11 protein-coding genes are annotated in these 13,494 nt (G+C 49.1%); 4 read left to right on the plus strand and 7 right to left on the minus strand.

The features are described 5' to 3' along the window. Positions 1-76: 76 nt before the first annotated feature. Together G451_RS0101340 and G451_RS0101345 are read right to left on the minus strand one after the other, a co-directional pair. Positions 77-1,504 carry a sigma-54-dependent transcriptional regulator gene (locus G451_RS0101340; RefSeq protein ID WP_027182859.1) on the minus strand — a complete coding sequence of 476 codons (1,428 nt, stop codon included), beginning with the start codon at positions 1,502-1,504 and terminating at the stop codon, positions 77-79. Further along, positions 1,504-3,840: a c-type heme family protein gene (locus tag G451_RS0101345; protein WP_245587751.1), complete on the minus strand. Its 2,337-nt coding sequence runs from the start codon at positions 3,838-3,840 to the stop codon at positions 1,504-1,506. Before G451_RS0101345 ends, G451_RS0101340 begins: the two co-directional genes overlap by 1 nt. Positions 3,841-3,939: 99 nt before the next feature. Here G451_RS0101345 and G451_RS0101350 point away from each other — a divergent pair, with 99 nt between their 5' ends. Further along, complete coding sequence (locus tag G451_RS0101350; protein ID WP_027182861.1) at positions 3,940-4,428, plus strand: hypothetical protein; 489 nt, start codon at positions 3,940-3,942, stop codon at positions 4,426-4,428. On the opposite strand, the gene G451_RS26860 is transcribed toward G451_RS0101350, so the two are convergent. The 5 genes from G451_RS26860 to G451_RS35155 form a co-directional block, all read right to left on the minus strand. After that, positions 4,404-4,679 (minus strand): hypothetical protein, encoded by a 276-nt coding sequence (locus tag G451_RS26860; protein WP_034640150.1) that lies wholly within the window; start codon positions 4,677-4,679, stop codon positions 4,404-4,406. The two genes, G451_RS0101350 and G451_RS26860, sit on opposite strands and share 25 nt — an antisense overlap. A gap of 71 nt (positions 4,680-4,750) precedes the next feature. Next, on the minus strand, positions 4,751-6,502 hold the full coding sequence (locus tag G451_RS0101360; protein WP_027182862.1) for a YeiH family protein: 1,752 nt from the start codon (positions 6,500-6,502) through the stop codon (positions 4,751-4,753). 499 nt (positions 6,503-7,001) lie between these two features. Continuing rightward, the gene (locus G451_RS0101365) at positions 7,002-7,781 is read right to left on the minus strand and encodes an acetoin reductase (protein WP_027182863.1); all 780 of its coding nucleotides are present in this window, start codon (positions 7,779-7,781) and stop codon (positions 7,002-7,004) included. A 593-nt stretch (positions 7,782-8,374) separates the two neighbouring features. After that, positions 8,375-9,385: a VOC family protein gene (locus tag G451_RS33515; RefSeq protein ID WP_084448300.1), complete on the minus strand. Its 1,011-nt coding sequence runs from the start codon at positions 9,383-9,385 to the stop codon at positions 8,375-8,377. A gap of 408 nt (positions 9,386-9,793) precedes the next feature. Then, positions 9,794-9,922: a hypothetical protein gene (locus G451_RS35155; protein ID WP_281171537.1), complete on the minus strand. Its 129-nt coding sequence runs from the start codon at positions 9,920-9,922 to the stop codon at positions 9,794-9,796. Positions 9,923-10,357: 435 nt separating this feature from the next. Between G451_RS35155 and G451_RS32095 the strand changes: the two genes are divergently transcribed. The 3 genes from G451_RS32095 (at position 10,358) to G451_RS0101410 (ending at position 13,484) form a co-directional block, all read left to right on the plus strand. Continuing rightward, complete coding sequence (locus G451_RS32095; protein WP_027182866.1) at positions 10,358-11,272, plus strand: transposase; 915 nt, start codon at positions 10,358-10,360, stop codon at positions 11,270-11,272. Positions 11,273-11,515: 243 nt separating this feature from the next. After that, positions 11,516-11,971, plus strand: coding sequence for a MarR family winged helix-turn-helix transcriptional regulator (locus G451_RS32100; RefSeq protein ID WP_084448301.1), 456 nt, complete (start codon positions 11,516-11,518; stop codon positions 11,969-11,971). A 448-nt stretch (positions 11,972-12,419) separates the two neighbouring features. Continuing rightward, positions 12,420-13,484, plus strand: coding sequence for an efflux RND transporter periplasmic adaptor subunit (locus G451_RS0101410; protein ID WP_027182867.1), 1,065 nt, complete (start codon positions 12,420-12,422; stop codon positions 13,482-13,484). Positions 13,485-13,494 lie beyond the last annotated feature (10 nt).

Genomic DNA, 13,494 nt, shown 5'->3' on the forward strand with positions numbered 1-13,494 from the left:
GAAGCCTGGAGAGAATGGGCTTTGCGGCGTTTTTTGTTTGAAGTATGTCACCGGCAGACATCTTGAGGTGTTGGGTTCAAGCTGCCCCCTCTCCGGATTTGAACTTATGAGAATTAATGGAGAGGCGAGAGAGAATTTTTTGCAAGGCGACTCGGGAGAGCCCGCTTTGACGAGCGGCTTCAGACACATTTCCCCCTGTCTTTTGTAAGAGGACACGAACATAGCGCGTCGTGAACTCGTCAACGACACGGGCTTTGGCATCTTTATAAGGTGTGATGGCGGTGGTGTCGTCATCCTGCTCAGCGATATGATCTTGTGGCCCCAATTGTCCCCTGTCGGCCATACGGAGGCACGTCGTCGTCACGGTTTCTCCGGCGCAAAAGACCGCGAGTCGACGCATGAAATTTTGCAGTTCACGAACATTTCCTGGCCAGTCGCGTTTTGTAAGAAATGTCAGCACTTCGGACTGAATGACTTTTTCCCGAATGCGCATCTCGGCACAGGCTTTGTGGAGAAAAAAATTCGCCAGGAGGGGAATGTCTTCGCGCCGCTCACGCAGTGGTGGAGTGTGGAGACTGAGTACGTTCAAGCGGTAGTACAAATCTTCCCGGAAAGTTTTGTTCTCCACTTTCGCTTCAAGATCCTGGTTGGTTGAGGCAAGAACTCGTACATCGACGGGACGGGTTCGACTGGACCCCACTGGACGAATTTCTCCCTCTTGCAGAACCCGCAAAAGTTTGAGCTGCATGGCTTGGCTAATGTCGCCGATTTCATCGAGCAGCAAGACGCCATGGTCGGCCGAAGCAAACAATCCCTTGCGCTCTCTTTCCGCTCCCGTAAAAGCGCCTTTGACATGGCCGAATAATTCGCTCTCCAGGAGTTCTTCAGGAATAGCCGGACAGTTGACGGTGATAAAAGGACCGTCTGCACGAAAACTGGCGCTATGGACAAGCTTAGCCGTCAGCTCTTTGCCGGTACCGGATTCTCCCCGAATGAGAACCGTATAATCGGTGCGGGCAACAGCCTCGATGGTTTCAGCCAAGCACTTCATGGCCGGGCTTTCGCCAATAAGCACCGCCCGGCGTGTTGCGACTTGCTGTTTGAGGCGGTGGTTTTCTTCGAGGAGGCGACTGCGTTCCAATCCTTTGGCAACCACACGATAGAGATGGTCGGGGTCAACCGGTTTGGTCAAAAAATCGTAGGCCCCGGCCTTGAGCGCGTCTACGGCGGTATCGATGGCGCCGAATGCCGTCAACATAATGGCTGACATGAGCGGATTGGATTCAAGTGCTCGGCGAAGTAGGTCAAGTCCATCCATTTCAGGCATACGCAAGTCGGTCAACATGAGTTGAAACGTTGCGTTTTCCAGGAGCGTCAGTGCCTGCGGTCCCGATGAAGCAATATTCGCTTCGAGATCGTGAAAGTGCGATTCAAGAAGTCGTTTGATACCTTTGGCGAAATCCTGTTCGTCATCGACGATGAGAACGCGGAATACATGGCTCATCAGCTCTCCTTCATGTCGGCAACGGGAAATCGGAGCGTAAAAATTGCTCCGCCTCCCTGAGATGAAGAGGCGTTGCCGGCCGTGACATCTCCACCGATGTCTTGCATGAAGCCATAGACGACGGCCAGGCCAAGACCGGTACCTTTGTTCACGGCTTTTGTTGTATAAAATGGTTCAAAGATATGGGCGAGGTCTTCATCGGACAGCCCCGGACCGTTGTCTTGAATCGTCATGACAACTCGCGACGATGCGTGATCGCCGTGGAGCTCGATATTGATTTGGCCAGCATGGTCGGGTGCTGCGTCGAGCGCATTGAGAATAAGGTTGGCGGCAATATGTTCGACGGTTTGCTGATCCACTCGAACAACGGGAAGGTTCTCTTCGGCATGGAGCGTGAGGGCTGCACCGCGTTTTTCGGCCTGGACGGAAAATACTTTCACAACTGTGGCCACCACCTCGGTTAGGTTGATGGTTTGCGATGGGGCCACTTTGGGACGGGCGAAGTTGAGCAAGTCTTTGAGCACGGCCTGCGCCTGACGCGTATGCCGAACAATGACGTCAAGATCTTCGTGTTGCTGGGTGTCATCGAGTGATTTTTTAAGCAGCTCAGCATAGCATAAAATGACACCCAAGGGATTATTGATTTCATGAGCAAGACCGGCCGCAAGGCGTCCAACCGTCACCATTTTTTCTGAACGAGCAGCCTGACTGAGCATCTGTTTTTCATGCGTGGTTTCACGCAAATGCGCAATAACGCGTCGACTTTCTCCGCCAATCGGGTACAGGCGCACGAGGAGACTGCGATGGTCGGAAATCATGACTTCACGTTCCATTTGTCGCTCTTCCTTGATCGCAAGCGAAAGGTCGCAGTCTGAACGTTCGCCATGGCCTGAGCAAATATTTTTGAACAGGCTCTTTACGTCGTCACCTTCCTCCGTGTCTTTGCGTTCCGCCACTTCGCGAGCTAATCGTCTGGCGGCATCATTGGCCACAACGGTGGTGCCATTGGTATCTAAGAGCAATAAGGGATCACCGATACCCTCGAAGACAGACTTCAAATTTTCGGTGTGTCGTAAAATTCCATCGAGTGCGGCAATATTTTCGGCCGCAATGCCAAGCTGTCGACCTACAGCGCGAAGAAGTTCATGGTCTTGCGGTCTGAAAATATCACCCGGGTTGCGATATAAACAAAGGAACCCTTCAATAATGCCTTCAAAAGAATCGACCGGAACAAACGCTCGTTCGGTTTCAATGATAGGTTGGCCTTCGGTGATAATTTTGACCCAATTCGGTGGTAAATCAGGTGGAGTGTCGGACTCAGGCCAAGAATAATGGCGGTTGGTGGCAACCGCGCAGACGTATGAAACACGTTCGAGTCTGAAGCGTTCAGCGATTCTTGGCAAGGTGCTTCGCCACAGCGACGGACGAGTTTGGCTCGTATTCAATGCGGCGAGAATAAGCAGAAACAGACGGACATCTTCCTGGCGTTCTCCCGTCTCGCGAACGAGTTCTTCCGTACGATCCGCAACTTTGGCTTCTAAATTTTGGGCGTAATCTTCAAGCTGATCTCTGGCATGCGCGAGATGTTCCCCCAGGCGTTCGATACCTTGTGTCATTTCACCGATTTCATCACCGCGTTCTATCTCTCGCAGGAGTTTTTCGCCCTGGTCATCACCAAGATTATGACGAAAAGCCCCAACGAGCACCCGGATATTATTGACTACAACCCGGCGAAAAAGCAGGTTGACCGAAGCGAAGAAGAGGAGAACGGCACAGCCGAAAAAGATGAGGTAGGTCAATACCGCACTCTGCACCCGGGCAACGGAAGAGGAGACTGGCACTCCAACAAGGTCCAGTCCATCGATACTGCCCACGCCATGACCAAAACCACGGTCTCCATATTTATGCACAAGCTCTGCAGGAGCTTCCGCTGGATCACCGTGGCAATGCATGCAACTTTTTTTGAACACGGCCGGCCGTGCCATGATGAAGAAGTTTTCCCCGTCGATACTTCGATATCCTTCCCAAACCGTCTTCTTGGGGTGAGCCCGAAACGTGTCTATCAGGTCTTGTTCAATGACATTGGCTTCATAATCCGGGTTGCGGGCGTGTATGGCCACACGGCGATACAGTGGTTCTCCGCCGAGGCCTTCGGCATGCCCCATGATGCGCCGGGAAATATACGAGGACGACATCGCCTCAAGGATGAATGTGTCCGGATAATGGCTATACATGGCGGGACGGAGGACACTGCGAACATATCTCTGAACAGAATCGACCTGGGAAAGAACAAGTTTGGCTTTCTCACGCACTTCTGTTTCGAGAAAAGTGCTCATGTGAAAATAAAACCCTGTGGCGAGCAGGGCTCCAATACAAAATGTTGCCGCGCAAAGACCGAGAAAAAAACGGCTGTGCAGGGAATGAGGACGTGGAAGTTGCATGATGGTGCCAAGCGGTTAGGAGCAGAACGAAACATTCGGCGTGCATTGACCGGACATGGTCACGCAGGTACATCTATACTGGGAAATATGTCATGCGTCCAACAAGGTCGGCCTATGGATACCACTATGCAGCTCCTTTTCGCTCTGGTTATGGGCGTTCTTTCCGTGGAATTGTTTTCACGAGCATGGCTCGGTTTCTTGGGAATACTCGCCGACATGGTGCTTTTTTTCCGGAAAAAACGTCAAAGCCAAGCCGTCATGTCACGGCTTGGCATGCATCTCGGCATCGCGTTGTTGTGTTCGCTTTCTCTCATCTTGTGTTTTCATCTCTATTTAGTGCGGTATGGCTTGGGAAAAACCGAATCAGAACAGCTTTTTTATTTCCTGGCGTCCGTCGTCAGGCTTACAATATTTATAAAGGATATTGGTCGCCACATCGATGCGCTCTTTTCGTGTGATCAGGATGCGGATGATGATCCCTGATCGGGGTGTGGCCCGTGCGGCGTATATTCAAAGGTGCTGCGGGCGTTGATGTCGGCGTGCCCGACGATTTCTACATCGGTATAATAAAAGTTACCGGTTTCAATCCCTGATGCGTCAACAAAATTCGCCAACGTCTTGATTTCGGGGACAGCATCTCGCAGTGCCCCTCCTCCAACAAACAAAACAGCCCAAATCAACACAATACCACCGAGCAAAGCCATCCAACGGGTCAAGACATTTTTATTTTCCATTGTATGCAGTTCCTTTGGGTTTGAGGTGACGATCCCCCGGTATGCCCGGGGGATCATTGATATTGGGGGTGTTAGATCTTCGCGGTGATGTCCGGGAAGACGAGATAGAACATGATATACGCCATGGTCAGGGTCAAGATAAGGTTGAGGGACTGACCGCACATGTACAAAATGAGCGGCTTGCCACCTGTAAAGTATTTTTTCAGCTCACGGAAGTTTGTGGCCAAACCAATGGCAGCAAAAGCCAGACAGAAGAACCAACCACGGAACAGGCGGGAGAAGCCACGTAATACGCCATGGTCCACCAGACTGAAGCCGGCGTCGGATCCCAAGCTGGAATAGATCAGGGAGAAGATGACGGAAGCAGTGAGAAAGCCAAGAACAAATTTAGGAAAACGGTACCAGATTTCCATCCAGCTCACTTTTTGCCCCTCTTGGCACTCCACCTTGGCACACCAGTATACGGCGACACCGAAGGCGGTGACACCAATAAGGACGTTCTGAATCATCTTAATAGTGGCCGCAACATACAGGGCTTTTTCGGACAAGAACGCACCTGCTGCCGCAACGGCACCGGTTGCGTCAATGGTGCCACCCATCCATGCACCGCCAAGAATATAGGGCATTCCTGTTGCTTTGATGATGGCGGGCATAACGATCATCATGATAGCTGTGAACACCAGAGAAAGACCGATGGACAGGGTCAGTTCCTCTTTTTTGGCGCGGCACGCGGCGGCTGTGGCAATGGCAGCGGAAGTGCCGCATACGCTCATGTCGGCAGAAATAACCATGTTCAGCGTTTTGGAAGGAATTTTCAGTACTTTTTGACCGAAAATGAACGTAGAGATTAAAACGATCGGTGTAACGACCCAGGCGACGAAAATGCCGGGAACACCAATAGCAATAACTTTGTTGAACAAGACTTCCGCGCCAAGCAAAACCAAGCCGGTTTTAATGAAGTATTCGACTTCCAAGGCCGGTTTGATCCATTTGGGAGTGCCTATTGTATTGGCGATGAGCATACCGATAGCAATAGCCCAAGCGGCATTGCCGATTCCGTAATGAGCCATCGTCGATTGTCCGGCGAGAAAATACGCAAGAATGGAGACGGCGAAGACCCCGACGAAGCCCACCAGGAAGCCGCCTACAGGCTTGCCCATGAAATATGCGCCAATGGAGAAAAACAATGCCAGGACAATCATGAGGCCAATCAAGGTGGGAATATGGTTATACGGTTTGTTGCTGACACCTTTTTTGGCTTTCGACTCCGCCGATTTGACTTTGAGCCAATTATCGATGGCATTGGACGCGGTGTCATTGAGTGTCGCATCTTTGAAACCGGCGGATTCAGCCGCGGACTGAGCCGTTAACGCCGCTGCTTTGGCTTCTTTGGTCGCAGCTTTGGTCTGTTCATATTTGGGGGTATTTTGTGCATTCAACGCTTCGGCGCGTTCGGCACTCATATAAAGCGAATCCATTGGGTCGGATTTCCACTTGCCGGGGTGGCTCATGAAGTTATGGACTGTTTTGGCAATGGGAGATGACGTGCCCTTGATTTTTTCTTTTGTCTGGAGTGCTTCATACCACTGCACGGTTTTAAACGGAGCCCGTGCGGCTTCGGTTTCCATGATGGCATTGGACTTGGTAAAGACTTCATCCATATCGGCTGGTTTGTTGTTGAAAAAGATGATGCTTCCAACGATGAGGATAACAAAGCCGAGCCAAATGGCCCAATAATCTTCCTTTTTCCAGAGGTCGCTCAGCGAGCCCGACGCGTTATCGACAACAACGTCTTCAGTTTTCGGGATAACCTGTTCCGCCATACTCTTCTCCTCCATCTCGTAGGTGATAATTCGAGTTGTCACTCCACCCGAGGGACAACGTGGATGCTTCGATGGAGGTTATAAAAAAGCAAAGTGTGGGCCAGAACGATGTTTTGCGTCTAATATATTGATTATACACTATAAGCTTTGATGTGCGGGGTGTTGGACCGATAACAAATATTTTCAACTGAAAACTTAAGTTTGCAGTTAGGGCATATACCGTGTGATGAGAGAAGGGCAAGCCGGAGAGGAATACGGTTTTCGACGAAGATGAACACAGATAGTGTGTATAGAGATGAGCTGAATTCTGTGGAAAGATGATGAACTGGAATGTTTAGGCCATGGTGGATGTCCCCTTCAGTTCGCGTGTTCGGAACGCACGAGGAACACTGCGAAGACATCCACCATGTTTATGGGGTGTGTGGAGGCAACGAGGGCTATGGTATTATCATTTCATAACGCGAATAGAAGATGTGGAATTCAAGACACGAGAGAAATACTACCGGTAGACCATACCTCCATCGATGAGTACAGCTTGGCCTGTCATGTAGTCGGAATCAGGGCCGGCCAGATATGAAACAAATGCTGCGACATCTTCTGGAAGTTCCGGGCGACCTAGCGCAATACCGGCACAGTATTGTTTAAAGGTCTCGCCTTGAGCTGCTCCGGTGATTTTAGAGAATCCATCATCAATCTCGCCCCACATGTCGGTATCGACGACACCAGGACAGTAGGCATTGACGGTGATTCCTGCACTGGCATACTCCCGCGCGGCGGCTTGGGTCAGGCCGCGAACGGCAAATTTGGTGGCGCTGTATACGCCAATCATGGCGAAACCATCGTGTCCGGCGATGGAAGATGCACTGATGATTTTGCCTTTTTGTTTCCGAGCGATGAATTTAGCCGCGGCAGCTTGGATGCCCCACAGCACACCATTAACGTTGATCTTGAAAATTCTCTCCACTTCTTCGGGCGTCACGTCAGCTAAGGCTTTTACCTGGGCTATGCCTGCATTGTTGACCATGATATCGAAACCACCAAGTTCCTTTTCTGCATGGTCAATCGCTGCGTACACTTGGTCACGGTCACTGATATCGGCAATAAACGTCGTGGCTTTGCGTCCAAGAGCTTCAATCTCCTTGGCGACCGCGTCCAGCTTATCCTGTTTAAGGTCGACAAGCGCAATATCTGCACCGTCTTTGGCAAGACGCAACGCGATTCCTCGACCGATTCCTTGAGCAGAACCAGTTATGAGCGCGACTTTTCCTGAAATGGACATCGTGAAATCTCCTTCTGTTTGGCTTCACTCTATTCGCGTCATGAGACAATACTGCGAGCTTTACGTTTTCGTGCTCGTCCAATGTCGTCAAAATTTATTTTGAAGCTTCGAACTCATGCACGTATTGCTTTAAAGCAAAGGACATACCATGTTGGATATCTTCAATTTGTTTTTTGCATTTGACGCTGAAACCCTCAATTGGGTTTATTTCGTGCGATATGAATTCACTCATGAAATAAGAAAATGCTTTATGGAGCGGGATATTGGAAAGGGATCTTCTCGATTGCATGCATATCATGTTCAAAATATGAACGTGAACAGCGTATAGATTCGGGAGAAGTCGAAGGTATTGCTATTTCTCAAACGATGTTCAGCTTCTCGACACTGTTCGTCTTCAGAACAGCGTTGCACGAAATCAATTCTACAGACGTTGTGTCTATATCGCGCGCAGTGAGGTAAAATTCACAAAATAACGTGAAATAAAGAAGAGCTCGCGTGGTATCCAGACCGGAAAGGGAGATGCTTGGTGGGCAGAAACGGAGAGTTCCACGATGCCTCAATGGAACTCTCCGTGATTTCCTCATTCACATGAACTATACGGTGTGGGGGACATTATAGATAGCCACCGGCTCTGGCCAGTCAAAGCTCTCATCCGGACCATAGAGTTCGACGATGCATTTCATATCGTCGACGGTGTTTCTGTAATCATAACGGAAGTTATTGTTCCAGTAACCGTACTGAATCTGGTCGATGCCGTTTTTTTCGCAGAATTTTACGGCGTCCTGGTAGCCCTCATCCGTTGCCAAAGCAACATGATGGACTCCTTCACCATGCTCTTTGAGGAAACGCGCATAATCACTCTTGTCATCCAAAGGCTGGATCAACTCCCATTGTACATTTCCGACTTGAGCCAGTGCCAAGTCCATGGAGTAATCCTTCCTCTGACCTTCCCGTTTCATGTCGCCCACGGTGTCTTTGTCAAAGCGATACCGGTTCCATGGACCGATGCCATACTTATTGGTGTATGTTTTAATGGTCGATTCTAAATCTTTGCAGATGATCCCAATCTGGAGGACATCGGTAAACACGGGGTCGCGCGGCATTGGTCCGTCGGGATAGACATAATCAGGTTCAGGTAATTCGATACCTTCATCTGGTGCATGCAATTCCACAATGACTTTGAGGTCTTCGCGCGTATCGCGATAATCATAAAGAAAGTTTCCGCCTTTGCACTTCCACGTGCCACCTTGGATAGGATACAGATTGTTTTCGCTACAGAAATTAAAGTAGTCGTCTGAGTTTTCCATTCCGACAGCGATATGGTGAATTCCTTCTCCATGTTCATTGAGGAAACGAACGTAGTCCGTGTTGTCGCTAATGGGCTGGATGAGTTCCCACATAGTGTTACCAACCATGCAGATGGCCAGCTTCATTGTGTAATCGGCAGATTCATGTCCAATATATTGTTTGTCGACGTTTTTATTATTAAACGTATAGACGTTCCATGGCCCAATGCCATATTTCTGCACATATTTTTCCAGTGTCGTATCAAGGTCTTTCACAATAACACCAATTTGTGTTGTCTGCGTAAAAAATGGCTTCATGTTCTTCTTCCTTTTTATGGATATGAGCAATATCCTAAAGCATGCCCTGCATGGACAATGCGTAGGGTATTTTCAGCAGATTCGATCATAGATGTTTGATTGCTTGGAATACCATACCACTGTTGATAATTCTGAATGCTCCATTGATGGAGATGAATCCGAGACTCTTCGATAGTGATATTCGTGTATGCTGGGAGGCACGACGTTGGTGAGCTACCTTCGTCGTGTGTGCGCCAGAAAGGTGGCCGGGGCGATTGAGGTATCCCCCTGATGATATGACTTTGGGTGTAATGATTCGATCCACTTCTTCGGGGCTCCCTGGGACACGTTTCTCTGACGACAGGTGTCCGCGATGCTCTCCATGATATCGAAGTTGTCGAGCGTCGTGAGCTTTTATTCTGTCACGTCCTACTTGCCAGTGTTGAGGTCGCCATTCGCAACAATGTCGATACAGCCTTTTGCAAGCCTCTGGATGATATAACGGCCACGCCCAAGAGTGGAGTTGGGGATCAATGCACCTTTTCCAGTAATCGACATGATGGAACCTCCGTTGCAAGTTAGAGTGAGGTGATACTCCTTGCCCGTGACAGCCACACTTCCGGACGGGCCGCACAAAACGTCAATATGGTTCCAATTAGCAACATATATACCGCGTCATTCCTTCTCAATGCGAGAGGGAATGACGCGGATCAATTGGACTTTGTCGATGATCCAAAAGCTGTGTGTTTGTTTGGGTATTGTCTTGTGTATACTTTGTGTGTCCGATGGGAGAGTGAAGCTCTCTGCTAAGCAAACACCCACCAAGAGCGTTGAGGTGACTGCAAATATGTTCGACTATGGCGCAGTTTGCATCCGCGCTGTTCGTCTTTCGAACAAAAAAGGGACAGGCACAATTCTTGACGTTGAAGCTGCAATAACGATATGAACTCCAAAACAAAATCATCCAGCCCTGTCTGTGAAAAAGAGGGTGTTATGCCACGAGCTCCACGTTTGCTGCTTGAAGATCAACCTGCCGTTTATCATGTTATGTCTCGGACCGCTTTAGATGGTTTCCCTTTCGATGCGGCCGACAAAGATCACTTGCTCGCTTTGATTAAACTGTTTGGGGCGATGTACTTTTGTCAAATCCTCGGATTCGCTCTGATGGGAAATCACTTTCATCTTCTCGTACGTATGCTCCCGGCAGAGCACGTCGACGATGATGATGTTATCGTGCGGTTTCGTCGTCGCTATGGTCATGATACACATCCAAACCTCACGCAAATTGAGGCTTTACGTCAGAAATGGACGAGTCTTTCCGAGTTCATGCGTGAGCTGAAACAGACGTTTTCTCGCTATTACAATGCCCGACATCATCGTCGGGGGACGCTTTGGGGAGAGCGCTTCAAGAGTGTTCTGGTAGAGGATGGTCGAACGTTAGTGAATTGTCTGGCGTATATCGACCTCAATCCAGTACGAGCTGGGCTTGTTGATCGGCCTGAAGACTATCGATGGTGCTCGTTGGGATATCACCTACAGTCGGGGAATCGTGACAATCTTCTGACCACTGATTTCGGCATGATGGAGTGGGGGATTGGTGATGATGCCGATACGCTTCGGTATTACAGACAATTTCTCTATGAGACTGGGGCGGTCGATGTGGGGAAAGGAAACGTCTTGGCTCCTGAAATTGTTGACCGTGCGCGGCAGGCGGACTACGAATATTCCTATACGGATCGGTTTATTCTACGAACACGATGGTTCACTGACTCCGGTATCATCGGGTCTAAAAGCTTTGTTGCAGCGATTTCCAGGCGCTTTGGATTACCGGGAGCCGTACAACGTGAACCTCAAAAAGTTTCCGGTATCGATTTCTATTCATTGAAACGACTTGCTGAGAATTTGTAAGCACAAGCACATCTCTGACGTACTTTGACATCTCTCTCGTCCGTGTATTTCCATATATCGGTATTTTTTCCTGTATATTTTTTTGCTGTTTTTTCTGAAATTGAGGCAGCGCTCAGATTGTGATTTCGACATGAAGTTCCGTTTCATCTTTATGATTTCAACAATTCGATCAACATCAAAGTAAAGTGCCTGTCCCTTTTTAATCATCTTGACCCTAAATAATGTTGCACATACAACTATGTGATGAATAACGACGCAATCTATTCCAGTCCGCCTTTAGGGTATTTGTTGTACCGATGCTTTCGGGCCGTAACGAACGATTTAGCACATCGTTTTGAAGCGCATGGGTGTCCCATTACTGTTGAGCAGTGGCGGGTGTTAGCGGTGCTTCGATTGAGAAATGGGCAAACGCAAAACGAATTGTCCTTATTTCTCGGTCAGGAAAAAACCGGAGTGAGTCGATTGATTCGGGCTTTGGAAAAAAAGGGGTATATTTATCGGAAGAGTGAGGAGGCCGATCGACGAGTTCGGCGAGTGTTTCTTACCAAGAAGGCGCGTACTCAGGAAGATGAATTTCTGCAGCTGGCAATTCAAACCCTCGATGTGGCGCGCACCGGGCTTAATGACGAGGACTTGAGCCAGTTCAAAGGGTATTTGACAACTGTCATTACCAATCTTGAGGGCAATAATGGCGAGTGACGCTGGATGGAAGGATACCTCAATGTTGTTGCGATGTTTTGATCGTGGTCAAATTTGCGTTTGTTTTTGTTGTGCCAATGCCATGATTTTGATTTTGCATTCCTTGTGACAATGAGTACTCAAATCATTGTGTACATCTGGAATCATTTGATTCGATTGTATATGTGGTAATATATATTCTCATGTTTACACTGTTTGTGTTGTATCGGTACATGCATGATTTGTGGAGGAATTCTTTCGTATCCAGATGCTTAGAGAAAAATGACGTTAATGTTTTCTAGGGATTGACCGCACGGAGTCGGAACGATACCCAGAGTATCATAAAACGAGTACAGTTTTCGATTGTAGGAAAATTTTTCACTTAACGAAGTGTTCATTATGTATGGCAGCGCCGACACGGTATGCCTTCGTCTGAGGCGGCGCGGTCCTCTCGTGGAGGAAATGATTCATGCGTTGTATTGTTGTGGCCTGTCTTTTCGTGATGGTGTTGATCGGTTCGGCTTCGGCTCAGCAGGCCAAATCCGAAGGTGGTGGACCGCCTCCGGCTCCAGTGGTGACGGCGAACGTGGAACAAGGGCAATTGGCTCCCGAGTCGACTTTTGTGGGAACAACTTATTTTGTGCACTTATCGAAGCATGCTGCTGAAATTCCTGGTATTGTCGAGTCGGCCAATTTTGACCGAGGCGATCGGGTGAAGAAAGGACAGGTTTTGGTGGTCCTCAATACAGAGCTTTTGAATAAGGAAATTCAGTCACAGAGCGCCGAGCTTGATCAAGTGGCCACGCTGATGCTCGATGCAAAAAAGGATTTGTCACGGCTTGATCAAATGCTCAAAAAGCGCGCCATATCGCAAGACGATTTTGACAATGCTTATTATACGCTGGAAGAACTCAAAGCGCGCCGTTTAGCTGCCCAAGCACGATTGGATCGGCTCAAAATACGTCGTGACAAAACCGAAATAGAGGCTGCATTCGGCGGTGTTATTGTTGATAAACATGTCGAAGTCGGCGAATGGGCCGCGATTGGTGCGGCGGTTGCCGATGTAGCCGATGACAGTCAGGTGGAAATTCAGGTCCATGTTCCCCAGTCGCTTTTGCCCTATCTCTCGCCGGGCATGGATGTCCCGGTGACGATTCAGGGAAAAGCTTATAAGGGAAGATTGTTTGCTATCATCCCCAAAGGCGATATTCGTACACGGACAGTTCCGGTGACCATTCGCATCAATGGTCAGCATTGGGTGGAAGGGCTTGAAGCTACGGTTCATTTGCCGACGAGCCAAGCCGTCGAGACGCTTCTTGTGCCACGCGATGCGGTGCTCAAAATGCGTGGTCACGATCAGGTGGTGGCCGTTGTTGACGGGAAAGCTGTTATCATCCCTGTCTCGGTGGTCGGTTTTGCCGGACAAAGAGCCGGCGTCAAAAGTGGTGATCTTAAAGCCGGCATGCATGTTGTGACGAAAGGCAATGAACGTCTTCGTCCTGGCCAAGCTGTCGCACCGACCCCATCTTCGTAAGCGAGGAGAT

Origin of the sequence: Desulfovibrio inopinatus DSM 10711, assembly GCF_000429305.1 — a bacterium.
Taxonomy (GTDB): Bacteria; Desulfobacterota; Desulfovibrionia; order Desulfovibrionales; family Desulfovibrionaceae; genus Alteridesulfovibrio; species Alteridesulfovibrio inopinatus.